This is a genomic window from Bacteroides sp. AF29-11, from assembly GCF_003602895.1.
GTDB classification, from domain to species: Bacteria; Bacteroidota; Bacteroidia; order Bacteroidales; family Bacteroidaceae; genus Bacteroides; species Bacteroides uniformis.
On sequence record NZ_QTLY01000004.1, the window covers coordinates 396 to 26,063 of the forward strand.

A 25,668-nucleotide genomic window follows, 5' to 3' on the forward strand; every position below is an offset into this window, starting at 1 on the left:
CTTGTCATAGGCGGTTACATTCTCACTGAAACGGTCGGTGTTCGCGTTGATGCCGGCTGTTTCGCCGTAGGTCGCGTTCAGCAGCCTGTCCAGCCCGTCGTAGGTGAACTTGTAGCCGCGGACGGTGCTTTCATTCCCTGCCTTCCAAGTCATGCTGCTGATGCTGTTATTGTATTTGGCTGTTGTAAAACAAATTCCGCGTAAGCTTGCTTCCACTGATACCCGTCAGTCAGCTGCAGACATTGTAAGTGTACGACTGCTTGTTCACGGCAGAACCGTGCAACGACTTGCTCTGTAGACGGCCCAGATTGTCATAAGCGTAGGCGGCAAGCGTTACCTTACTCGAATCATCAACCTGATACTTCAAGAATAGTTCACGTTGAACAGGCTGATTATGAGATGTCCGACAAGACAATACCTCTCAAGGTGTCAGGAATACTAAAAAGTCCAAAGATTAGATACAATGCCCCCTAAAAGTTGGATAAAATACTTTTAGGGGGCATCTCAGCAATATTAAAACACATCAGATGAAGAATATCTGCTGCAAATCACTTCGTTACCTTCGTCCATACTTCCTTAACATATATACCAAAACTATAAAATTCATAATAGGGACCAATATATATATCATAGGCAATTCAAAGAATAGAAATAAAAGGAACATTATAAGACCTAAAGCTACTGAATATAAAAAGCATATACCTAAAAATATAATGTTATAGGTATTACTCTTAATAACTATTCCAAGAAATGATATTAATAACAATATGATTGCGGCAATAAAGGTCTCAATGGATTTAAACGATAAAAGCCAAATACTTTGTACAGCCCAAAAAAACGGTATTGTTAATTTTAACATATTCCCTTTTAGTATCATTTATTTCTCCTTATTATGTATCCTAATGGATTGTTCTTTTCTATAGCCTGATATGCCTTACTTGGCAAATAAGGATTTACTTTTACATTGAAAATGTCCCCAGTTTGCCTATTGATTACTCTCATTTTGTTCATTGTTTCTATACCAGCTTTATTTAATGATTTTTGAACTACGATTATTAGCCCCATACTGATACGGAGACATCGAATGATACTTCTCAGCAAATCTGTCATTAGTCGTAAACCTACCCAATGCCGCATCATAATGCCTTGCACCATAATCATACCAGTTCAACCCCTTCTTCGCATCATACTCCTTGCCGTTATACTTGTAAGGCTGCACATTGCCTGAGCTTGCAAACACACCACCGAAGGGATAGTAATGGTTCGCTTCCTCAACAGCACCGCTGGAACTGAGGACTACGCGGTTGTTTCCCTGATGGTCCTGCAGGTAATAGTGGTACTTCTTGTCCGAAAGCGTAACATACCCCTCTTCCGTAAGAAGAAGCCTGCCAACACTGTTTTCATAGACCACATTGCAGCAATACACAGTAGGAACCGGATTGCCCGAACCATCTGCCTCCTTATACATCATGCGCCGCTTGATGCCGTCGGCAGTATAGCCATGCTGTATGAAACCGCCGGAAGCAAAAGTGACGCCCGTTGGCAAATTTAATACATTATATTGAATGCTGCTAATTCCTTCGGTTAAATCTGAAAAAGGCTATCCTAACATGTAAGATATAGGATATCTGATGTTAGGATAGCGATTAAAAATCATTCTATTTGAGATAATCTACTCACATCAGAGCAAGATAACACCTCATATTTATCATTCTTTCTTAATGCAAATATAGATGGAGTTTCATTTTCATAATAAAGCCCTATACTACCGGTATGATGAAAATAGAAGAAGAATTGTTCCTTTGAGTTATATATAAAGTTTCCATAAGGAGCAATTCCTTTCATAATACAATCTAATGCAACAGATAGGTAAGTATCCCAATCATTACAGACACAACAGCCAGAATATCCTTTAGCAATATTCGAATCTTGCAAGATATGCAAATAAGATACCGTTTCTTTAGACAAAAATTGAGGGTCGTAGCAAAATGTATTCTCTTGAATATTCCAAGTATCTATGCAAAAGTCCCACCATGATGGACTAAAGATAGATAATTCATCTACAACTGTACCAAACAAATCACAAAATAGAGATTTCATGTCGTCAATGCTAACTGAATCTTTTTTTATGTATATTTCGATTTTATGCCCTTGAACATCAATACAAGAATCAGAATCAAACTTTACCCAACAGAATGGGAAAGATTCACCTTCTTGCATTTTTAATATCTGTTTTCTCATTTCGAAAGCTCCTTCCATGGGATAAAAATCCCTACATCACTTTTATGTTTATTAATTATGAAATTTCCATACTTATCAGCATCTTTATGCCATTCTAAGCCTTTATTTGTCTCTTTATAAACTTTATAAAAACTACCGCCATGCTTTGTCTGGTCTTTTACCCACCATAGCCCATCTGATTTACTTTTATAAAATAGACCTCTAATGGGATGTTTCATTACTTTAGAGGATCCTTGTTTGGTCAAACTCCATAATCCTCTAATTGTATTCAAATTTGACGTCTTTGCAAAACCAGGCAAAGGAGGGGTTCCCACCATTGGAGCAACACCCGTTATTACTCCATCTGTTCCTACCTTATATGTAAACCGCGTTTGTTCACTATGATAGGTAGAGCCAATATCTAAAAGATAATAACCCACATACCCCCAAAAGCCGGAAATTGGTTCTAAAGCTCTAGTCCCTACTTTTGTCAAAGCATTAGGTACAGAAACAGCCACCTCATCCAAAGCCACAACGTCCTTCTTCGGATCAAATTTATTCCAATCAACGTCCTTTACATCTACAGTATCAGTTCCCAACGGATCAATATAATTCAACGGATTATTTAAACAGTAAGTAAACGGGCTCGTTGAATAATAGTTTTCCGCAGACGGATCCACCGTCGTAAACCTCCCCAGCGCCGCATCATAATGCCTTGCACCGTAGTCATACCAGTTCAACCCTTTCTTCGCATCAAGCTCCTTGCCGTTGTACTTGTAAGGCTGCACATTGCCTGAACTTGCAAACACACCACCGAACGGATAGTAATGGTTCGTCTCCTCTACCGTGCCGCTCTGGTTGATGACTACCCGGTTATTACCCTGATGGTCTTTCAAGTAGTAATGATACTTGCTGTCACTCAAAGTAACATAACCCTCATCAGTCAGCAGCAACTTCTGAACACCGTTCTCATAGACCACGTTTCCGCAATAGTCCGTCGTGGTGGTAGTGCTGCCTGTCTTATGGACAGTTTTCAGCTTTGTGCCGTCGGCACCATAAGTATAGGCAATCGTACTACCGTCACTGAACGTGACCATATTGGGCAAATTTAATACATTATAGGTAATTGTACTAATTCCCTTGTTTAAATCTTTAGTTAAATTTCCGTTGGAATCGTAGGTGTATTCGTTCGCCTGCTTCACGCCGTCCTTGAACTCGAAGCCGCCACCGTAGGCGGAAGCCGCTGCCGCATCGTCCACGCGGTTCAACAGATTGCCGGCGAGGGTGAAAGTCAGGTTGTCAATCAGTCCGTAACCGGAAGCAGCGGTCTGACCGTAGCGTTGCAGGGTCTTGATGTTGCCGTTCTTGTCATAGGCGGTTACATTCTCACTGAAACGGTCGGTGTTCGCGTTGATGCCGGCTGTTTCGCCGTAGGTCGCGTTCAGCAGCCTGTCCAGCCCGTCGTAGGTGAACTTGTAGCCGCGGACGGTGCTTTCATTCCCTGCCTTCCAGGTCATGCTGCTGATGCTGCCGTTGTACCTGGCAGTGCCGTTACCGGTATTGTAGTACAGGTTCTGTGTGAACTTCGTTCCACTGATACCCGTCAGCCAGCCACGGACATTATAGGCATACGTCAGCTTGTTGGTGGCACTTCCGTGCAGGGACTTTGATTGCAGTCTGCCCAAGTTGTCATACGCATAGTCGGCAAGGGTTATCTTGGTGCCGCCTAATGTATGCTCTACTTTCAAGAGTCTGTCCGCATGGTTGTAGCTGTAAGTATACACTTCCGTGCGGGTTGTTTTTCCGCTTGCCGTGTGGGTATGGGTCACTGTAGCAGGCTTGTTTGTAAAAGTATAGACGGTAGCTGCTACATCATAACCACCCAAAGGATTACTTTGCACAGTCTTCACCACACGTCCCTTGATGTCGTAGTAGTGTGCCGTATAAATCTTGTTGCTGCTACCGAGTACCGTTGCCACACTTGCCGTCAGTGCCCCTTTCCCGTTGCCCGAAGCATCATCAGGGAAATTGCTGTTATTGAAACCTGCTTGCGCACGGAAAGCGTAGTTGTCATAGTAATTCCTGATGTGCACAGTGGTGCCCGAAGTAGTCACTTTGTTGGTGCATACACCTTGCTCCGTCAGACGGTTCAAGCCGTCGTACTTGTAGTACGTCCAGTTACCGGATGTAAGGGCACGCTGGTTGCCGTCCTGCGAGAATACCAGGCGGTCGGCATTGTCATACACCATTTCCATATATCCCGCACCGGGAAGCTTCTTCCAGATACAACGGTTACGTCCGTCGTATTTGTACTGGAAGGCATACTGGTCGAGATTGGCCGAGCTCTGGTACATAGGCTGGAGCACGAAACAAAGATTGCTTTTGTCGTCATACACATAGTAAGTGTCGTGCGTTTCGCTGCCCTTCATCTGACGGGACAATACAACATGTCCCATCTTGTCGGTGAAGGTGTAGCTCACGTTCAGGTCTTCATCGGTGGTCTTGACGACCGAAAGCTGGCCGGAAGCATAGCTGCCGTTGCTCGTCAGTGCGCCTGCACTGCTTACGCTATAGTTGATGCAGTTCAACTGCGCGTTAGCCGTACTGTTGGCCAGATAGTCCGTATTGACGGAATGCCCGCCATGCCATGCGGCTCCCGGTCCGTATTCCTTGACGGTACGGTTCAGCGGAGAAGCCTCGTACACCGGCTGGCCGTAAGGACGCGAGTCGTTGCCATAGTTGCCGGGCGCACTGCTCTTGAAAGAAGCAGGCGCCACATACTCGGCAGACGAGACTATCGGCAGCCAGGAATTCGCGGCACGTCCTGCAACGTCATACTCCTGCAACGTCACCAGATTGCTGCTGCTTGCCGTCACCTTCTTCAATACCGTCTGGAACGGACGTCCCAGGCCATCAAAATACTCCACCTTGTCCAGATATTTACCTCCCGTTTCATCCAGCATGCTACGGGTACGCACATAATTATGGCTGGCATCCTGCGCCGCTGTTGTCAATGCATAACACAACAACGCCATAAACATATATTTTCGTTTCATACAGTTCTTTCGTTTCATTGGGGTTTGTAATTATACTGATATTCATTCACTACCTTTCCATTATGCTCCTTAACCTGGAACAAGCGGTTGAAGTCATCATAGGTAAAGGTCGCTTTCTCTTTATTCGGTTCTACAATTTCCGTAACACCCACAAGCGGGCGATAGAGATAGGTAGTAACCAAAGCATTGTCGTTGGCAAGCCCGTTTCGCACTGTGTTCAGGACAGCTGTAATAGACGCAGTATTCGCATTGGCCGGCAGTTGGCTGATGCTCGCCGACGAGATTTTCTCTACAGCCTCATACGTCTTTCCTTCTATCTTGGCCACCGGATAAAGATTGTTATAGGCCCATAGGAAGCTCACCGGCAAATTGTTGCGTATATAACCCAGCAGCCGGCCTCTCGAAGTGTACTTGCCAAACCAAATATCCTGCACATAGGCTCCCGCATAATCGGCCAGCGTCTTGGGAGTAGTAGAGTTGAATCTCAACGTACGTTTGGGCAATATCATATTAAGCGTATCTTTATATTCCGTCTTCGACGCATTCACCACTTTGCCGGCAGAGAGTTCGACATGTTCTATAGGCATACCCACCATATATTTCCCTTTCATCTTGACGGAAACGGCATCTGTAAAGCTGTTTGCATATTTAAACTGCTTTTCTTTCTCCACCCCATGCTTGTTACTCTTTAAAGAAGAAAGTACCCCATAATCAGTATAGGCATATCTCTCTTCGTCCACTATATTGCCTTCAGCGCGATAGTCGGTAGTCACTTTCTTGCTGAGATAGTACGATTGTGCCCACAGATTGTAAGGCTGCATGGTACGGGTAGGATGGGAATAATCCGGATTGAAATAATAGTTGCGTATTTTCGGTGCCCAAACCTCTTCCGAAGAAGAAGGTGAGTAGGTGTACTCCTCTCTCTTCAGCAGTTTATGATTTTTATCCCTATATTCTACCGACGAAAGTTTACCGTTCTCATAGTCAGGCACCGTAGGAATACCGGCCAGGTATATATCAGTAACCTCATCCGGAACGTTATGGTATCTGTAAGTGGTATATCCCTGAGTATCCATGTCGCCATATGATTCACTGACCGCCGTATATCCCACAAGGTTTCCTCTGGAAAGATTCGTCAAAGGGATATAAGGAGCAGATTGAATCAGTTCATAGTAAGCATTCATCCAGTTTCCTGCCCAACTTTGCATTTGTTCTACATAGACCGGTGCGTTGAATACCGGCTTCACCATCAGCTTTGCATCCTGATATTCAAACTTACGCCAACTCTGGTTACCGTTGCCGTCCGTATTCGTGATGGACTTGATGCGCAGCCCGGCACCCAGGTAATCCTTATCCAAGGGAGCATTCGTTTTGCCTACTATCTCTACCGAAATATTGATAGGATACTCCAACCTTACATTCTGCACTGCCAATGTCACACGATACGTACCTCTGTCCAGTTGCTTTTCAGTGTCATCAGGCCAGGGCTCCATCACATCATAATCGGGAGAAGAGAACAAGGTTCTATAACCATTACCCTCTTTCTTTTCGAGTTGTGTTGTGTAAGTAAGCGACGAAGCAAGATGTTCACTGGGATGAGGTTCGTCATGTCTTCTGCGGATGATAATCTTGGGATTGGCATCGTCCACTTCAAAAGGCTCGCCAATATACATAAGGACAGGAGCTCCGGGTGCTACGGGCGGCATACCGTTGTCTACCAGGTTAAGGGTTCCTTCGCGCAAGGGGGGCATCATAGGCAAAGTTTCAAAACGATGTCCTTCATACTCAAAGGTAGTTGTGCCACCCGTAGGATAGGTGATAGTGCGCAGCGTCCCTATCTTGCACAACGCCTCATTGAATGAACGGTCCATACCTTCTTTAAACAAGCTCGTCTTACTGCTCGGCTTTATCGACTCCGACCAATAAATGCTGGGGCTAATCTTTAAAGAAGCAGTCATTGGTGACGCACCGTTGTAGAATCCCCAGGCATCTACAGACAGAGAGCGTTTGGGCGGCAATTTCCCCATATTGTAATCCATGGTATATACATTGTTCTTCTTCGAACCAGCCACATCATATACCTTCGACAATAACAAACGGTCATCATAACCATTGGTAGTGGCAGCCATTCCGCTAAGCAGATATTTATACTCCAGCATGGTGGTCTTGATAAGGTTACCGGCAGTATCACTCACCTTGATACTCGACAGCTTCTGTACCTTTTTTCCGGTTTCCGCACTCTCTATATCCTCACGATCAGTTGTACCGAATTCTACTTTACCCCCTTCAAAAGTAATAGCCGACAATGTCCATTGCTCTATCTTGGAGTATGAGTAATTGTAGTTGAACTTATTGGTGAAATACTGCGGAGATTGTGAAGACAATTGGCCATTCACTATTTTAGACAAAGATATAACGTCTTCTGTAGTAGAAATGGGAGTAAAAATACTTTCTTTTTTGTAACTAAACATAATCTTTCCACCGTTGGGAGATGTCACAGAGTCAAGCATCCAGGCTGTTACAATCTGCGGTTCGTTATAGTATGGAAATATATGACTTCTAGTTATATCTGTTTGAAAAAAATCAATGGTATTTAAGAAATAGTATGTGATTTCTTTTGTCGAGAAGGAATAGACATATCCTTCCAAGTCCGTCATGGTCCATGTTTTGTTACTTGTATTGTATACCATCTTTACCACTTTTTCTTGTGTTTGGATGGTAGGGACGGCATTCAGTTGTCGGTTGTTCTTCAATACGTCGAAATACATGGAGCCCGAATGTCCGCCTGCATTGAAGTAAAACATATCAGGTTCGGCATCATAGTCACCTTTGAAATAACCCATATACTTCTCCAAATTCTGGTCGGTCACTTCAAATCTGGGATTGGTCAGCCACGGAGCATCAGTAAGGTTATAGCATCCACGTGCTGCAAAGTCGTCCGTACCCTGCACTTGTCTGACGACGCACCCTCCTGCCTGGAGGGTCCATCCAAGGCCAATCCAAGTAGCTTCTTGTGCAACACGTGTTCCGTCCGTATGGTACGATAGTGCAATGGGGAACTTCTTTCCGTCAAGGTCAATCTCGTAAATGGGAATGCTGATTCGGGCTTGCCCCACATAATTGTCAGTAGGTATCAGTCCATACGTTCCCAATGAAGCTGCATTGGGAGATACCGGAACAATCCGGAAGTTGGTTTCAGGATGGCCATCCTGCGAATACATAACCGTTGCCTTCAGTAAAAGGAACAGTAATAAAAACAAGGATATTCTTTTCATGATAAATCGTTGTTATTAGAAAAATTATTCAATATGTTTTGCGGGATAAGGGATGGGGGAGGCTGTTTTCCAAGCCTCTCCCATTCCCTTGCTGGCTTTTCAGCCTCCTACAGTGGCATCGCCTGCACGCCCAGCACACTGGCTATGGTGGCAATGATGGTGCCCACAATTTTCAAGATATCTTTCCAGGTTTCTTTGCTTATTTTCATAATTCCATGTTTTAAGGATGATTGTTTTAAAATTCTTTACTTACCTCGAAGCACGGACACTGCTTCACCCACTCCCACGGCTCCACCGTCCCATCTCCGTCCAAATCGGGACTGAGGTCGCGGTGGCCGCATACACGGGCGTTCCGGAACTGTTGTAGCAGCTGGTACACCAGCAGGTGCAGGGCCGAACGCTGCTCCGGCGTACGGGTATCCTTCGGATTTCCCCGGGCATCCAGCCCGCCTTCGTAGCAGATACCTATCGAATACTTGTTGTGACCGCGGCAATGCGCACCGGGCAGTTCCAAGGAACGGGTTCCGAGCACAGTACCGTCTCTCCGGATATAGTAGTGATAGCCCGTCGTGCGGAAGCCACGGCGGCGGTGCTCTGCCTCCAGAGCCTCGGAAGTAAGCGTACAGCCCTCCCGCGTGGCGCTGCAATGCACCACGATGTAGTTGATTTTTCGCATAAGATTAGTTAGTGATTAATGATTGAAGATTAGTAATTTATGATTTGACGATTTACGATGTACGATTACTTTTCGTATCATAAATGCCTGCATAGGCGCGGTTATTTAGCAGTACGAATTTCAATCGTACATCGTAAATCGTCAAATCGTAAATGGCCTTATCCCAACGGATTTTCACCTTGGTCACCGTCGTTACCGCCCGAGCCACCGTCGTTGCCGCCCGAACCTGCCGTGTCCTGAAGGTCGAAGCGCACGCACTTCACCCCGGTCACCAGCGAACGGGTAGACACCGTATGGTCCAGATTACGCTTGGAGGTGGGCAGAAAACGCACTCGTAGTGTGGACTGGGTAGCCGACACCTTCAGAGGGTCTTCCACACCGTTCATGGTGGACTTCATCGTAAGGCGGAAAGTACCCAGACCGTCCAGCGTCACGCTCTCGGAAGACTGCAGGTGGCGAGTCATCACGGTCACCAGGTTGTCGATGACATTCTTCGAGTCACCCGTAGAGAGGGAAGACAACTCCGCAATCTCCTTGGCCACCTGCTCGGTGTCCACATTCCCCGTCAGCACCACGCGGGGATAGAAAAGCTTCTTGCCCTCTTTGTTGGCAAGAACCGACTGAAATGATTTGTAAATTACTGGCATAGTAGTTTTGTTTTAAAAATTAATAGTTTGTCTTGAAATTCAAGGATTCGTTTTTTTCAAATGAAACAGCATTGTTTTATTTTTGTGTATTAAGCTTAACCACATTGCAAAGATAACGCTATCCGGAAAAGTGTGCAAATTAAAAAAACCGTTTTTCTTCATGAATTTATTCACAAATCGAAAACTTACTTACAGCACAGGCTCAGCAGGTATCGCCCCGGTTGCCGTATCTTGCCATGACTCTCGCGCAAGGCATAGAAGCCCTTCCACAAAGGGTGGCCGATAGCACCGAAATTACTTTTGAGGATAATGGCATACTGCTCTTGCGGAGGAATATGGAACTGCTTCAGATTGAAAAGCAACCCGTCCAGGTTGCGGTCCGTGCCATCCTGCGGCGGTTGCAGTTGCTCTATTTTCCGAAGATATTCCCCCTCCGCGGATGGCACATCCGCGCCCTCAGTGCCCCCGGTTCCGGGGGAACTATGGAGGAGGGGATTTTCTTTGCTGTGTTGTGATGTGCTATGCTCTGCTGTGCTATGTGTACCCGATGTCGCATTTTCGGACTTAAATGCTGCACTTTCGGCAACGGACGGCACGCTTCCATTGGCAGACGGCACTCTCCCGGCGGCAGTCGGCGCGGCCTCGTCATCGCTCTGAGAATCATCCACCAGACAATAACGTGTGTCTATGGCAGAAGATTTCCGGCGCTTGGTACTGAACAGATACTGCCGCTGTATCTCAGCAGAAGTCAAGATGGCGTATTTGCCGAAAAGGGCGGCATTGAAAATGCCGTACTCCACAGCCAGGGCAAGAATGCGCTTCACGTCGGCAGCCGTCTTTTCATAGAGGCAGGCGGAAAGGTCTTCGTAGAAAAGCTCGTCGGCACACACGTAATAGCCTTCGTCGGCATAAATGCAGGAGAGGGCGCCCAGCAGAATGGCAAAGGAGCCGTCACCCTCACGTTTCATGATGCGGCGCACCAGACGGTCGTGCATGAAGTCTGTGTTCAAGGGGAAATAGTCAAGTCCCCGTTTTTTGATTCTGGACATGGTTTGATGATTAGGGGTTAGTGATTAGGGGGAGAGAGCGGCTTGTATCATTCTATATCACCTGCTTCGCATAGGCGTTTCCGCTTGCGGAGCACGCTTTCGCGCACTACCTTCAAAGCATTCAGAATAAGATACATACGAAGGGTACAGTCCGAAATTTCAGTGATGACCGGATAACGGAGGGGATTGCTTGCTGGAAGTGAGCGACGGTAGCGGGCGTTGCTCATCGCCCTACGGCATTCCTTGCAATAATTGTCGGGGGCAAGCGTACGCTTGTCTACATAAAAAGAATCAACGGGCAGTTCTCTGTGGCAACATCCACAGAAACGAACATTTTTTTCAATAATCTGCTCCATAACCATTTTTTGTTAAGAATTAGTACAATAATATTTTTTCGGCACGCCCCTGCCAAAGATGCTTGTAGGGGCTGTTTGCTGGAAGTATATATCCAGCGTATTCTATCTATACATCCAGCGCGTTGCATCTATACTTCCAACGCACCTCATCTATACATCCGGCAAGGCGGATGCCCATTTTTTCAAATTCGTAAGTATTTTTGCTAAATTCGGATGCTTCCGGATAAAAGACCAGATGTGTATTTTCCATAAATCCCTCCCTTTTATTTGCATTTATAAAACATGATATGTATTTTTGTCCCAACAAAGATAATACTGTTTTCATTTATAAAACAAACAAATCGGGAATTAAATTCTTAAATAAGACGTAAGACAGTATAAATGAGGAGATAATAGTTTCTGAATAATTTACACGTAAAAACTGAAGAATATGGCGAATGACAAAGACCCGGTATTTTGTGCGGCAGACATCATAAAACGTGCCAAACTGGCGAAAGAATTCAAGACAGACAGCGAACTTGCCGCCTTTCTGGGTATATCACGCTCCACACTGAGCAACTGGAACGCCCGCAACAGCATCGACTTCCCCCTGCTGCTGGGCAGCCTGGACGACGTGGACTACAACTGGCTGCTGACGGGAAAGGGCTCGCCTGCACATCATTCAAAATTCTGTGACAATGACTTGGTACAAGGTGAAGTGGAAATACTTCACACACCGAAAACAGCCGACCCTATGGACGACCGTAGCGTGACCCTCTATGACATCTCTGCCGCCGCCAACCTGAAGACACTGCTGGCTGACCGCCCGCAGTACGCCTTGGGGCGGATTGTAATTCCCAATATCCCTGTGTGCGACGGTGCCGTCTACGTCTCGGGCGACTCGATGTATCCCATCCTCAAGTCCGGCGACATCGTAGGCTTTAAGTCCATCCGCGACTTCACCGACGTCATCTACGGTGAAATGTATCTCGTCTCCTTCGAACGGGGCGGCGACGAATACCTGGCAGTGAAATACGTCAACCACTCGGAACGGCCGGACTGCATCCGTCTGGTGAGCTACAACAACCACCACGACCCCATGGACCTGCCGCTGGCGGCAGTCAATGCAATGGCCATCGTGAAGTTCTCGATAAGGAAGAATATGATGATGTAGAGGGCGGCATTATCACCGGAAATTTCGTAAGAAAGCTCCTGGCAAGGATCATTCAACAAGCAAACAGAGAAATTATACAAAAAAAGCTTGTAATTTATTCTTTTATCTTATTTTTGCGATGCCATAGGCATAATAATAAGTATCCGGAAAAAAACATGCTTATTCCATCCAATAGAACAAAGAGGGAGTGCATTCTTTCAAGGTTATGTTTTCTAGTGCTTTCAGTATGGGTGTTCCTACCTTCCGCAGCACAGAACAATCCCTACAAGATAGACGATGCACTCTACCCCATCTACCAGCGGGCTTCCAAGCAGGCACGCCAGCAGGAGGGGTTGCTGGTGGCCGACACTTTGTATCAACAGGCTCTGAAGCTCGGTGACAAAAAAGCACAATGCCTGGCATACATCATCCCCCTGCAGTTCTATATATCCCAAAAAGATGATAGCAAAATAGAAAAGGCATCCACTGACCTGAAAGAGATTTCACGTGCCAATAACTATCTGCAATATTATTATCACGCTTGGAGCAGCGAAATCATCTACTTCCTGAACCAACAACGCTCATTGCTCGCCTTGCAGAAAGCGGAAAAAATGAAAAAGCAAGCTTTTGCCGACAGATACCCTTACGGTATCTTCAGCTGTATTCGAACCATGGGCCATATCTACAAATCACGCGGAAACTTCGACCTCTCCGCCCAATACTATCAGGAAGCCTTGGACTATATGCTGAAGAATATGCCCGACCAGGATCCCAGCCAACTATACTCAAGCCTTGCCGAATATTACCGTAACACCCAAAAAGATTACGCCACCGCACTGGACTATTGCGAAAAAGCCTTGAAGAGCGCCAAAACAGAACGGAACATAGCCCAAGCCATGATAGAGAAATGCCTGATACTATTCCGGCAGGGGCGTATAGATGAATTCAACGACTGCTATAAAGAAGCCGTACAAATGGCAGACCGTTGCAAGCTCTCTGCCAACGTTTCCCTACTGATAGCCCACATCAGCAAGAACATACTGGACAAACAGTATGAGCAGGCCCATGCCCACGCTGACCAATTGTCCGAGAAAGGCTTGCAACAACATGCTTACATTTACGAATACGCCAAAGACTATCCCAATGCCATCAAATATCTGAAAAAATACCACCAGCAGTTGGATTCGACGAACAATCTCCTGCAACTGTCGGACATCGCCGAACTGAACACCCAGATAGGCGCCGAACGTCTGAAAATGGAAAACATACAGGCCACCTCGCGCTACCGCATCACTCTTTTCAGCATTGTCACCGGCTTTTTGCTGTTATCCCTGCTTTTCCTGATGCTCTACCTCCACCGCAAACGTAAAGTCAACCTCGAACTATGCCACAAGAACGAGGAACTTTCCGAAGCACGCGACCAAGCCGAAGCAGCCAACAAGGCAAAGAGCATCTTCCTGCAGAACATGAGTCACGAAATACGGACACCGCTCAACTCTATCGTGGGCTTCTCACAACTCATCACTTCCCCCGACGCGAACCTTTCCCAAGAGGAAAGGCAGGATTTCTGCCATCTCATACAGCACAATTCCGACCTCCTCCTTACACTGGTGGGGGACATCCTCAGCGCAGCCGAGTTGGAAAGCAACAGATACACCATGAAGATAGCGCCGCACAGTTGCAACAAGCTCTGCCGGGAAGCCATAACCACCGTTGAACACCGCAAGCCCGAAGGCGTGAAGCTCTACTACACCTCCGAAGTGGACGACTGCTACGAACTGAGCACCGACGGGCAACGTGTGTGCCAGATACTCATCAACTTCCTTACCAATGCAGAGAAACACACCACACAAGGCGAAATCCGCCTGCACTGCTCTCTCACAGAGAATCCCGGATACGTCACCTTCTCCGTCACCGATACCGGTACCGGCATTCCCCCGGAATACTCGGAAACCATCTTCGAACGTTTTGAAAAGGCCGACAACTTCGGGCAAGGCACCGGCCTGGGACTCAATATCTGCCGCCTCATCGCCGAACGGCTGAAAGGGAAAGTGCTGCTGGACAAGGAGTACAAGGAGGGGGCAAGGTTCGTGTTTGTACTGCCGGTGGAGGAAAAAAATAAGAGTTATCTCAAAACTTGAAAGAATAGGTCAGCGAAGGGACGATGCCATAAAGATACAGTTTATAGATACGCCCGTTTCCTACAGAAAAGTGCCCTTGCCTCCCTGCATAAATAGAGAACACATTTTTCCGGCTATAAGCATTGATGATGGAAAGGCTCAAGTTGCGGTCTTGCCTGATACGCCACGTCGCCGAAAAGTCCAACTGGTGGAAAGCCGGAGCACGATAACCGTTCCGGGCAGAATAAATATAGACCAGTACATGTTCCGATTCATACTTTCCAATGGGGAGCGTAAGATTCATCCCCGATGCATAGGAGAAAGTGGAAGACAGAGACCAATGTCTGTTCATTTCCCAGTTTACGAACAATTTCAGGTTATGGGGACGGTCGTACACCGGTCTGTACTCCTCTCCTCCTATACGGTTACGCGCACGAGAGAGAGTATAACTAATCCATCCGGTCACGGCTCCTTTATTCTTTGACAAGTAGAATTCCAATCCACACCCTCTGGCAGAACCGGTTTCGACTTCATCCTCTATCCAGTCATTCTGAAAAATATCGGCATTTTTCCGATAATCCACCACATGGCTTGTCCGGCGCATATATGCCTCCAGCGACAATGTATATTCCTTATCAGGAAAATTGTACTCATATCCCAATGCCAGTTGGCGCATGACGGAGGGCTTCAACAGTGCATTGGCAGGCATCCACATGTCCGAGGGGATACCTACCGAAGAGGTGGTGAGCATGTGTATGCTCTGTGCCGCTTGTGTATACGATGCAGAAAACCGGTGCGAGGCATTCGGAATAAAAGAGAGCTCGGCACGGGGTTCGGGCATCACAAATGTCTTGGCTGCATAATAGGCAGAGGCCGGTGCATGCAGTACGGACAGCCTGACCCCGGCATTCAGAAGAAAACGGGGCAAGAATTTATAATTTGCCTCTGCATACAATGCCGCATCCCACAAACTCTTGCGCGGCATTTGCGAAGGAGTGATGTTAGAATCCTTACCGGACTTGCCCACCTCACCGGGCATCGTAGTGAAATAATGTAGGTTCACCCCTCCCTTCAAGGTCAGCAGATTGTTCTGATACCTCTCCCAATCCGACTTCAACTGATACGACTGCATGTTCGACTTCCACACATATCTCAATCCGTCCGACAACGATTTATACTTATAATAATAGTTGCTGAAGACAGCACTCGTATTCACATTCGTCTTATCATTCAGTATATGGTTCCAACGTATGGTAGCCGTGGCATTTCCCCAATCCATCCCATAGCCTTTCACCAGCTTGTTGAACACGGTATGGTCGCCTCCGCTATACAAGGAAAAGAACATCCGGTTCCGAGCATCCAGCGTTCTGTTCACTTTGGCATTGACATCATAAAACCACATCTGCGGTTTGGATGTCAGATTACTTCCCAACAGTCCGGCTACTACCCCCGGATATCCAAACCGGCCGGAAAGCAGATAAGACCCTTCTTTCTTCTTCAAAGGTCCCTCCAACAGCACTTTCGAGGCTATCAACCCCAAGCTGGCACTCCGTTCACGTTCCTTGCTGTTGCCTTCGCGCATACGCACGTCTATGACGGATGAAGAACGCCCGCCATACTTCAACGGGAAAAACGATTTGTACAAGTTCACCTCGCGGATGGCATCGTTGTTGAACACCGAGAAGAAGGACAATACATGGCTGGGGTTATAAACTACAGCCTCATCCAGCAAGACCAGATTTCCCCATTGGTTACTGCCCCGTACAGAAATATTGTTTGCCCCTTCATTGCCACTCTGCACTCCGGGCAGAAACTGCAATGACTTCATCAAGTCCGGTTCCCCTCCCACAGATGGCAATGCTTGTATTTCCTTTGCTTCTAAAGCAAATTGTCCGCTATGCTTGCGGCTTCCCACTATCTCGATACCTTTCAGCCAATAATCATCGGGAGTCAATGCGATATTCACCACCATGTTTCCTGATAAAGTCAAGGTATCCCTCCAAGTAACATACCCCAACATGGAACATTGCAATATACATTCCCCTTTGGGAAGTGATATGGAATAAAGTCCGTAAGCATTGGTTGCCATACCCGTTCCCGACCTTCGTTCCAGCACATTGGCATCCGAAAGAATCTCACCCGTTTTGGCATCCGTCACACACCCTCGTACAACAACCTTTTGGGCAACCACTGCCTGACAGCTCAAAAACAAAATACAGAAATAAATCAGCGACCGTTTCATTAGCTTTATCTTCTTACGATTACAAAACAACACATCATCTTTCCCCCGTTGCAATGCCTTTTTCAGAAACCGCACTCACACGGAAGCAGCCATACGCCCCGCCGCTTATATTGCTGCCCACCGATGACGGTGCAGGCGTATAAGCACCACCATCCGACCGAAACTGGCGTATCATCTGGTCGAAAACGTCATAACAACTCCTGGAAATGGTCTGCGCCCATACATATAGGGAATCTCCCATGGGATAATCCCAACCCGGAGGATAACCCAAAGGATTTTCTCCGTCGTCAATCAGAAAATCAACCACATTCTCTTCAAGATACTCATCGCTCAAGATAGAATATCCCCAGAATTGGCCACTACTTAATAGAAACTGAGGATGCTTAAGAGAATAATTTGTATAACTATTTGCATTCAATTGAAACAGATAGTAATTGTCTACTCCAAAGGGATTGATAAAACTGATACAAGGTGCCCATGTATGCCCTTTCTCGTTAAAGTCAAAACGCTTCAATTTCATATCAGTAATAGGCAATGCAGATTCCATTCTTTGAATATCAGACTTATAATGTTTTCCTCCATAAAAAATATCCAACTGATAAGAATGCCCTTCTATACCATAAATCTTGGTAGTGGCATACATACCCCGGCAAGAAATATTATCATGCCCGGGATTCACTGCCACACGTGCAGACTTCTTCTGATAATAATCGTAATAGTCATAAAAGACCCCACCATAGTCATCATACGGATGAAGCACCTGCATTGTGTCCTTAATGCCATCCGTACAATCAGTCACTATCATAGTAGCATCTTCTATTCCTTCGTATTGTCCGTCTTGACCCGATATTAAAGCAGGTTTTCTCAAAAGGAAAAAGTAAGGTGGATTCTCACTGGTTATCACCCCGTTAAAAACAATTCCATCAAGCATAGAATCTGGAATATCAACATCAAACTCCTCCTCACAACCTGACAAAAGAAAAAGCAGACACAACGTCCATATAATACTGAAATACCTCACCATAATAGCCAAGATTTATTTTACAGTTCCAATTCCTGCTTCAAGAGTCTAGTCAGCTCTTCATAAGAATTTGTGATATATATCAATCTGTCATTAATGATAATGGTAGGAGTGGCAAATAGTCCCCGTTCCATCAATTTGTTGATGGTATGATTTACCCTATCATAATTCACCGCAGACAGCAGTTCTTGCTTATATTCTTCGACATCCAGACCCAGTCTACTGGCAGTAGCAAAAACAAACGCAGAATCGACCAAAGCCTCATGTTCAAAAATGGCATCATGAAACTCCCAGAATTTATTGTATTTGACGGCAGCTTCACATGACAAAGATGCAAGAGTAGGCTCATCGGCGAAATTAATAAAGCCGAATCTCACTTTATCCTTGTATTCACTATAAATCTGTTTCAACGTCTTTTCAAAGTCAACACAACGTTTGCAATCAAAGTCGGACGCTACAATAAAAGTGGTAGCAGCATTAAGATTCCCTCTATAATGTACATTCAAGTCACTAATAACACATTGAGGCTGTTTGGGAGGATAAAGATATCTTTTTATATCTGCTTTATTATACAGTGAATCTGCCAAATGCTGAATTACAGCAGCCCTTATATCATTTCTCAAAGAAATATTCCCTTCAATACTTCCTGAAGACACTTTGCTAAGCCTTTCTCTTGAATGGAGGACACGTTCATCTACTGAGCCGAACATCATAAGCAGGCTGTCTTCTTTACCATTTATCATCTCTTTTACATAATCATCAAGAAAAACATTGAACGTTTTCCCCACGGCAGCAGCTTCCTGCTCAATCAGTTTATGCTTAATCAAATCGTCCAAGGCTTTCAACTTTATTTCGTAAGCCGTATTCAATAAATCAAAAGTTTCCTGAGTAGTTAGTCGGGACAACTCTGAAGCACTGATTTCATAGCCATTCACTTCTGCCACAATGCTCTTGTCCCGATTGGAACAAGAGCACAGAAAAAAGAAATATAAAAAAATAAGATACTTCATATCGCTACGGCAGAGGGACTCTTCCAAAATTAGGATGATACAGATTTCTTAACACAAAGTCCTCCTTATCCGTATTCAAGACAACATAATATCTTGTATTATCTGTTCCTTCTATTCCATGCATACCCGATGATATACTTGAAGTATCTTCTTTATATCCTTTATAGTGCTTCAACCAATTTTTGTTACTGGAATCTTCATCATCAACATAAATTATTCCTCTATCAGTAAATGCTGGACCATCCAATAAAACCCCATATGTGATAGATTGTTTTGGACCAAGTCCAAAAGGTGGTGTCCATTGAGGACGAGGGTAAGGAGGATAGGCCCAAGCTAAAGCAGCATTAGTATCCACTATTGTATAACCAGCAAGATCTTTAACTGACGAAAATCTTGTATCAGTACTACTTATGCTATTCTTATTATGCTTATCATCACAATCATGATAACGAACAAGAACATCCATTGTACCACCAAACTGAGAATAATTTATATGATTAACAAGAAATACCCCACCTGGATAATACCTATTTGCTTCAGTCAAACAAAATTTAAAATTCACATTACCATCCACATATGTATCTCCCACTGGACCTGAAACTTTAGAATTCTGTCTAGTATCTTCTGCATCTAGATGAAGAGTTAACTCTTTGTACGTACCACATGAACCAACCTTGAAAACTCCTACTACGTCAGTTGTTGCGGCATAAGCTGTACGCATAACCCTTTCTTTAGCAACAGACAATCTGTTCATCAATTTCTGTTCATACTCATCCATCGTAGCCTGAATGGCCTGTTCGTCGGCTATTGTCTCAATTTTGGCAGAATCAGCTTCAGCGCTGGCGGCTCTGGTCGACAATTCATAATCCTCGGCAGCCCTGGCAAGCTCTGCATCGTTCTCCAATAAATCGTAGCTGTTGCTGCATGAGCAACAAGCCAGCGCGCCCAAAAAGGCGAACAGCAAATGTTTCTTCATTTTTTCTTGAATTATAGTGTTAGTACGTAAAATCCCCGTATAATACGGTATCTCCGATAGTAATTTCTATACGGTAAGCTTCTCCTTCATTTAATAAACCTGCTAAATTTAGTATTATCTCAGAAGTAGAAGTAGAGTACGAATCAGAAAGAATGGTTTCATTAGTAAAAAGGCTGGTAACTGAAACCTCAACATCAGCAGTACTCTTTAAATCTACTGATATTAATTCGTAATCCGAATTCAAATAAGCAAATACTTCGAATGGAATAGTAGAACGTCCTGCTTTCTCCGGAGAATTTTTAGAATCGTGCTTTTCCAATCTTATTTTCCTTTCATTCTTTTGATATTGTCCTGCATTTACACTCATAGAAATAAAGGAAAATAGACATAACAATAGTAGTTCTCTTGTCTTCATATTAATTAATTCAATGGTTTCGAGACAAAGGAAGATTACTTTCTTATACTAACAAAGAAAAAAGAGGTAATAAAGGTAACAACAACGGGTAACAAAAGTAACAAAGGAGAAGATATGCCATTGATTATCAACAATCAAAGATATGAGAGAACTGCTCAGCATCAATTTTGCCCTTAATACGGTTTTTCCTTACTTTTATGGCATCTGCAGAAACATTGGTGATATGCAGAATGACATCTTTGGGGCAACGAAGCAGAGACAACACACAATAAAGCAGGTCGTCATTCGTCAAATTGGGGTAACGTTCTTTCAGGTTACCCATGACATCGGCAAATGATTTCCGGATATTACTTACAATCAATGCTCTGTATGTATCTGCTATCTTGATTTGCATTGAAGGAGTGGCCTTCTTCAGTTCATCCAGTCTTTTACTTCCTGCCGTTGTTTCAAACAAAGACAGACAAATTTGAAAACGTTCTTTTTCCAATTTCTCCAGTTCTGCATTCCTGTCATCGGAAGATGCTTCGGTAACTTCACTCAGGAATATGGCTTCCGCACGGTTCTCCATCAATCGCTGCTGCAAATCTACATATTTCTTTTTCCTACGACCATCACGCCACAGATAAAGAATAATCAATATCGCTACCAGAACAAGAAAAGCGGCAACCAAACCTACAATAATCCATTGATTTCTGGCAGACAACTCGCGTTTATGCAACTCCACCAGATGATTATCCATCAGTTTATCAAGCTCTGCACGGTCATTCATCGCTTGGATAGAATCATAATAGATAAAGAAAGAATCAGCATACAAAGTAGACTCCTTCCATAATTTCATTTTCTTGTATTCCCGGAACAAGCAGTCATAAGACGATGCCTTTACATATATGTTGGAGGATTCAGCACCTATCTTCCAATAATAAATGGCAGAATCGCTTTGGTTTAAGTCACCTAAAATATCCCCTTTGGTAGAACAAGCTAAAGTATAATCTTTTTTGGAAGATTGATATGACAATGCTTTCGATATATAAAATTCAGCTTCGGCATATCTGTCTTGTTCATTATAGAGAGCAGCTATATCGCTACATATAGCAAATAGCAAATCGGAACGCTGAAGAGCAGAAGCCATTTCTAACACTTGCCGATAATACACCAAAGCACTATCCAATTGATATTCCACCAAGAAAGTATCTCCAATATCATTCAAGAGATAACAAGCCCGGGCAGAATCTTTACCCACACAAAAGGCATACCCTTTTTTATACATGTCTCTTGCGATAGAGCGCAGTTTTTGTCCACTATAGCAACTCCCTAAATGGGTGTACAGCATCGCCACGAATATAGAGTCCTTCTCTGGTATCAGTTCCAGCGACTTCAGATAGAGGCTTATCGCCTTCGGAAACTCTTTATTTTCCAGATAGACACATCCCCAATAGAAGTATGCTTGCGCCAGCCGTTCCTGCTTTCTGCCTCCGTCGTAATAGTCTACCGCTATCTGTATCAGCGAATCGTTCTCCAGCAGCACACAACTCTTGTATCGGGCTTGTGTCAGCAGCAACGCATACAAGGCGCGTTCTTCTCCCCGCAACTCGCGGGAATCCGGTATCTGTTCCAACACCAGCAAAGCACTGTCGGGATTGCTCCACATCATGGAATCGGCAGAAAGAAGCGCAGGATATACAGAAGCAATCTCCCTCCTGCAAGAATGACACAGAAAGACAAGGCCTGAACAAAAGCAGAAAATATATAGAAGGTGTCTCATATATCAGTATTATTGTCGTCTCTGCTGCAAAAATACATAATTTAAGACAGAATGCCGTCACTTCATTTCAATTTATAACTTACAAAGCACGGCTCTTTCATTTAAGGGAGTTATCGGGGGAGGTAGAAGGAGTTAAAGGGCGATAACTCCTTCTACCTCCCCTGATAACTCCCCGACTATGAACACCTCCTTCTGACTCCTGCAAATAGAATATTCGTTTGCTGGTAAACTACGAAATCATTTGTTAGTAACAAACGATTTCGTATATTTGCAGGAATCAATCCCCTAACAAGATGATCAGACAAGAAGAAATATCGGCTATATTGGATGCGCAAGCCGAGATATTCCGCAAAAAAGAAAACGGACTGACGCGCGAGGCACTGGCCGGCGTACCGGCAGTACCTTCGTTTGCCACCATCATCACCGGCATCCGCCGTTGTGGCAAGAGCACCCTCTTGCGGCAACTCATGTCCCGGAAGTACGACCAGGCGCTCTACCTGAACTTTGAGGACATCCGCCTTGCCAACTTCGATGCCGATGACTTCACCCGCCTATTGCGGGAGATAGAACGCCGCGGCATCCGCGTACTGTTCTTCGACGAGATACAGATTATCCCCAAATGGGAAATCTTTATCCATCAGATGCTCAATGCAGAATATACCATATTCATCAGCGGCTCCAACGCCTCGTTGCTGAGCAGGGAACTGGGCACCCACCTCACCGGCCGACACATCCCGATGGAGCTTTTTCCCTTCTCTTATTCAGAGTTCTTGTCGTTCAGAAACCTGCCTGCCGGTGAAGATTCGCTTTCGGCCTATCTGCACGATGGGGGCATCCCGGAATATGTGAAGTATCATGCCGAGATTATCCTGAACACACTGATTGACGACATCCTGATACGGGACATCGCCATACGCAATTCGATAAAGGATGTGAACTCACTACGCGCACTTGCCGTCTACCTGCTATCCAATGTAGGCAACCTTGTATCGGCGGGGAAACTGACCGGGATGTTCGATATAAAGGCAACGTCTACCTTCTTGGATTACTTCTCGTTCTATCAAAGTTCCTATCTGCTGGAGTTCGTGCCCATCTTCAATTATTCGCTGAAGGTGCAAGCTCGGAATCCGAAAAAAGTATATGCCATGGACTTAGGGTTGGTGAACGAAGCTGCGGCCAACTTCTCGGACGCTACCGGGCATAAGCTGGAGAACCTTATCTTCCTGCATCTGCGCAGGCAACCGGGCAGCATCTGCTACTATAAAGACAAGGGGGAATGCGACTTCATAGTCAGCGAGAAAGGCAAAGTGTGCCGCGCCGTCCAAGTCTGCCACCAGATAACCGAACTGAACTTCACCCGCGAATACAACGGACTGCTGGAAGCCATGAAGGCACTCAACCTTACGGAGGGTGTCATCGTGACCACCAATCAGGCCGATCGTTTCGAAGAAGACGGGAAGACAATCCGAATGATACCTGCCAGCGAGTTCCTGCTCGGATAGCCAAATTAAGGAAATCAAAGGCTGCCACTTCCGTCCCGATACTTCGGAGCAGAAGGGCAGCCTTCTATATAAATAGCCGTAAAGCTACGCTGATTACTTTTTCAATGGATAATTGATAATTGACAATTAGGGGAGGCTATAGGCTGAATGCGGCTTTCACCTTGTCCACATAATCCAGCTTCTCCCAGGTGAAGAGTTCCACTTCAATGTCCTTGTTGCCTTCGTAGCGGCTCTTGAAATGCTTGACGATGGTCTGCGGCTCGCGGCCCATGTGTCCGTAGGCGGCAGTCTCCTGATAGATGGGGTTGCGCAGTTTCAGGCGGTCTTCTATTGCCTTGGGGCGAAGGTCGAACAGCTCGTCAATCTTACGGGCAATCTCACCGTCGCTCATATTGACGTGGCTGCGGCCATAAGTATCTACGAAAATATTGATGGGGCGTGCCACACCGATGGCGTAACTTACCTGCACCAGCATTTCGTCGGCAACGCCGGCAGCTACCAGATTCTTGGCAATGTGGCGGGCTGCATAAGCTGCGCTGCGGTCTACCTTAGAGGGGTCCTTTCCGGAGAAAGCGCCGCCGCCATGGGCACCCTTGCCGCCGTAGGTATCTACGATAATCTTGCGTCCCGTCAGCCCGGTGTCACCGTGGGGACCACCGATTACGAACTTGCCCGTGGGGTTGACGTGATATGTGATACGGTCGTTGAACAGTGCCAGCACCTTTTCATGATGGATGGAGGCAATGACACGCGGCATCAGAATCTCGATTACATCCCGGCGGATTTGGGCGAGCATTTCCTCGTCGGCCTTCAGCTGGGCGGCATCACTGTCGTCGGCAGGCTGGACGAAGTCGTCGTGCTGGGTGGAGACTACGATGGTGTCGATGCGTACGGGTGTGCCGTTGTCATCATATTCGATGGTCACCTGGCTCTTGGCGTCGGGACGGAGGTAGGTCATCACCTTGCCTTCGCGACGGACATCTGCCAGCACTTGCAGGATGCGGTGTGCAAGGTCCAGTGAAAGCGGCATGTAATTCTCCGTTTCGTTGGTGGCGTAACCGAACATCATTCCCTGGTCTCCGGCACCTTGTTCCATGGGGTCCTGTCGCTCCACGCCGCGGTTGATGTCGGGGCTCTGCTCGTGGATGGCGCTCAGCACGCCGCACGAATTGCTCTCGAACATATACTCGCCTTTGGTATAGCCGATTTTCTTGATTACTTCGCGTGCGATGAGAGGCATGTCAACGTACGCTTTGGTTTTCACTTCTCCAGCCAGCACTACCTGACCGGTAGTAACCAGAGTTTCGCAAGCTACTTTCGAACTGGGGTCGTAGGCCAACAGTTTGTCAAGCACAGCGTCCGATATTTGATCGGCCACTTTGTCGGGGTGTCCTTCAGACACCGATTCGGATGTGAATAAATATCCCATTTCAGTTGAGAATTGATAGTTGATAATTGATAATTCAACGAATGGCGGAAGGAGGTGTGTGGAGTAGATGCATCCGGCACACAAACGTGCCGTCAGAAAAGGATGTGTTTTAGCATTTTTTTCTGTGGTTGCAAGCTACTCAAATCTCTCCACATATCGTTTTTCGGGGGCAAAGATAGTGCAAACCGAACGCAGAACAAAATGAACTTGTTCATTTTTTATGCTGAGGTGCAGCCTATCTTCGCTTTTCGGAGGCAAAGATAAAAAAGAAATCTTGTATCTGCGCTACAGATAGCAGAGATTAACACTGATTTTGCAACAATTCCCCGATTGTCTTTCCCAATACCGGATGCACCACGCCTGAAGCAATCTCCGCCAACGGCTCCATCACGAAACGGCGTTCCTGCATCAGCGGATGAGGAAGTTTCAGTTCGGGAGTATCCAGCAAAACGGGAGTACCGTCATCGGCAAAACAGAGCAACAGGTCGATGTCTATCACACGGTCGCTATACACTGCATTGACAGACTTATGCGTACGCCCCATCTCCCGCTCGATTTCCTGCGTCGTTTGCAACACCTCCAAAGGCGCCAAAGCAGTGTCTACGCAGAGTGCGGCATTCAGAAAAGTATTATCGGAAGAAAAGCCCCACGGAGCAGTAGCATAAAAAGCAGATAGGGAAATCACTTCACCTATCTGCTTTCTTATCTTTTGGACGGCCATGCGGAGGTTCTGCTCCTTATCGCCGAGATTGGTACCAAGACTGAAATAAACAACCATAA

General features: G+C 45.7%; 21 protein-coding genes and 1 pseudogene. 3 read left to right on the plus strand and 19 right to left on the minus strand.

What is annotated here, in order from left to right; genetic code table 11:
• Positions 1-229: 229 nt before the first annotated feature.
• The 11 genes and pseudogenes from DWZ03_RS20410 to DWZ03_RS07740 form a co-directional block, all read right to left on the minus strand.
• A complete protein-coding gene (locus DWZ03_RS20410; protein WP_005825331.1) occupies positions 230-367 on the minus strand; it encodes a hypothetical protein in 138 nt (45 codons plus the stop codon).
• A 684-nt stretch (positions 368-1,051) separates the two neighbouring features.
• Positions 1,052-1,591, minus strand: a pseudogene (locus DWZ03_RS07700) (RHS repeat-associated core domain-containing protein); the annotation flags it as partial.
• Positions 1,592-1,653: 62 nt separating this feature from the next.
• Positions 1,654-2,241, minus strand: a complete 588-nt coding sequence (locus DWZ03_RS07705) for a hypothetical protein (protein WP_225982724.1) — start codon at positions 2,239-2,241, stop codon at positions 1,654-1,656.
• The gene (locus DWZ03_RS07710) at positions 2,238-5,276 is read right to left on the minus strand and encodes a DUF6443 domain-containing protein (protein WP_229034715.1); all 3,039 of its coding nucleotides are present in this window, start codon (positions 5,274-5,276) and stop codon (positions 2,238-2,240) included. The genes DWZ03_RS07705 and DWZ03_RS07710 overlap by 4 nt, the downstream gene beginning before the upstream one ends.
• Before the next feature lie 14 nt (positions 5,277-5,290).
• The gene (locus DWZ03_RS07715; RefSeq protein ID WP_120129499.1) at positions 5,291-8,551 is read right to left on the minus strand and encodes a hypothetical protein; all 3,261 of its coding nucleotides are present in this window, start codon (positions 8,549-8,551) and stop codon (positions 5,291-5,293) included.
• Positions 8,552-8,658: 107 nt separating this feature from the next.
• The gene (locus DWZ03_RS19975) at positions 8,659-8,760 is read right to left on the minus strand and encodes a smalltalk protein (protein WP_005825315.1); all 102 of its coding nucleotides are present in this window, start codon (positions 8,758-8,760) and stop codon (positions 8,659-8,661) included.
• A 26-nt stretch (positions 8,761-8,786) separates the two neighbouring features.
• Positions 8,787-9,227 (minus strand): N-acetylmuramoyl-L-alanine amidase, encoded by a 441-nt coding sequence (locus DWZ03_RS07720; RefSeq protein ID WP_005825313.1) that lies wholly within the window; start codon positions 9,225-9,227, stop codon positions 8,787-8,789.
• Between the two features lie 158 nt (positions 9,228-9,385).
• Entirely contained in the window at positions 9,386-9,874 is a 489-nt protein-coding gene (locus tag DWZ03_RS07725; protein ID WP_005825310.1) for an HU family DNA-binding protein, read from the minus strand.
• A gap of 185 nt (positions 9,875-10,059) precedes the next feature.
• Positions 10,060-10,923 carry a DUF4373 domain-containing protein gene (locus DWZ03_RS07730; protein WP_117689134.1) on the minus strand — a complete coding sequence of 288 codons (864 nt, stop codon included), beginning with the start codon at positions 10,921-10,923 and terminating at the stop codon, positions 10,060-10,062.
• A 47-nt stretch (positions 10,924-10,970) separates the two neighbouring features.
• Complete coding sequence (locus DWZ03_RS07735; RefSeq protein ID WP_008662326.1) at positions 10,971-11,285, minus strand: hypothetical protein; 315 nt, start codon at positions 11,283-11,285, stop codon at positions 10,971-10,973.
• Positions 11,286-11,385: 100 nt separating this feature from the next.
• The gene (locus tag DWZ03_RS07740) at positions 11,386-11,529 is read right to left on the minus strand and encodes a hypothetical protein (protein WP_225982629.1); all 144 of its coding nucleotides are present in this window, start codon (positions 11,527-11,529) and stop codon (positions 11,386-11,388) included.
• Between the two features lie 180 nt (positions 11,530-11,709).
• Here DWZ03_RS07740 and DWZ03_RS07745 point away from each other — a divergent pair, with 180 nt between their 5' ends.
• Both DWZ03_RS07745 and DWZ03_RS07750 read left to right on the plus strand, forming a co-directional pair.
• Positions 11,710-12,432 carry a helix-turn-helix domain-containing protein gene (locus tag DWZ03_RS07745; RefSeq protein ID WP_005825301.1) on the plus strand — a complete coding sequence of 241 codons (723 nt, stop codon included), beginning with the start codon at positions 11,710-11,712 and terminating at the stop codon, positions 12,430-12,432.
• 155 nt (positions 12,433-12,587) lie between these two features.
• Positions 12,588-14,552, plus strand: a complete 1,965-nt coding sequence (locus DWZ03_RS07750) for an ATP-binding protein (protein WP_120129502.1) — start codon at positions 12,588-12,590, stop codon at positions 14,550-14,552.
• Here the strand turns inward: DWZ03_RS07750 and DWZ03_RS07755 are convergent.
• The 6 genes from DWZ03_RS07755 to DWZ03_RS07780 form a co-directional block, all read right to left on the minus strand.
• Positions 14,542-16,773, minus strand: coding sequence for a TonB-dependent receptor domain-containing protein (locus DWZ03_RS07755; RefSeq protein ID WP_120129505.1), 2,232 nt, complete (start codon positions 16,771-16,773; stop codon positions 14,542-14,544). The two genes, DWZ03_RS07750 and DWZ03_RS07755, sit on opposite strands and share 11 nt — an antisense overlap.
• Before the next feature lie 34 nt (positions 16,774-16,807).
• Positions 16,808-17,797: a DUF4249 family protein gene (locus tag DWZ03_RS07760; protein WP_117991108.1), complete on the minus strand. Its 990-nt coding sequence runs from the start codon at positions 17,795-17,797 to the stop codon at positions 16,808-16,810.
• Between the two features lie 17 nt (positions 17,798-17,814).
• A complete protein-coding gene (locus DWZ03_RS07765; RefSeq protein WP_310592613.1) occupies positions 17,815-18,738 on the minus strand; it encodes a thioredoxin domain-containing protein in 924 nt (307 codons plus the stop codon).
• Between the two features lie 70 nt (positions 18,739-18,808).
• The gene (locus DWZ03_RS07770; RefSeq protein ID WP_120129508.1) at positions 18,809-19,780 is read right to left on the minus strand and encodes a hypothetical protein; all 972 of its coding nucleotides are present in this window, start codon (positions 19,778-19,780) and stop codon (positions 18,809-18,811) included.
• Between the two features lie 19 nt (positions 19,781-19,799).
• Positions 19,800-20,195 (minus strand): DUF3244 domain-containing protein, encoded by a 396-nt coding sequence (locus DWZ03_RS07775; RefSeq protein WP_005834014.1) that lies wholly within the window; start codon positions 20,193-20,195, stop codon positions 19,800-19,802.
• A gap of 127 nt (positions 20,196-20,322) precedes the next feature.
• The gene (locus DWZ03_RS07780; protein ID WP_005834011.1) at positions 20,323-21,957 is read right to left on the minus strand and encodes a tetratricopeptide repeat protein; all 1,635 of its coding nucleotides are present in this window, start codon (positions 21,955-21,957) and stop codon (positions 20,323-20,325) included.
• Between the two features lie 293 nt (positions 21,958-22,250).
• On the opposite strand from DWZ03_RS07780, the gene DWZ03_RS07785 reads away from it, so the two are divergent.
• Entirely contained in the window at positions 22,251-23,459 is a 1,209-nt protein-coding gene (locus tag DWZ03_RS07785; protein ID WP_005834009.1) for an ATP-binding protein, read from the plus strand.
• Positions 23,460-23,595: 136 nt separating this feature from the next.
• Here DWZ03_RS07785 and metK read toward each other — a convergent pair whose 3' ends face one another.
• Positions 23,596-24,888, minus strand: a complete 1,293-nt coding sequence (gene metK / locus DWZ03_RS07790; protein WP_120129511.1) for a methionine adenosyltransferase — start codon at positions 24,886-24,888, stop codon at positions 23,596-23,598.
• A 301-nt stretch (positions 24,889-25,189) separates the two neighbouring features.
• Positions 25,190-25,666, minus strand: a complete 477-nt coding sequence (gene folK, locus DWZ03_RS07795) for a 2-amino-4-hydroxy-6-hydroxymethyldihydropteridine diphosphokinase (protein ID WP_005825297.1) — start codon at positions 25,664-25,666, stop codon at positions 25,190-25,192.
• Positions 25,667-25,668 lie beyond the last annotated feature (2 nt).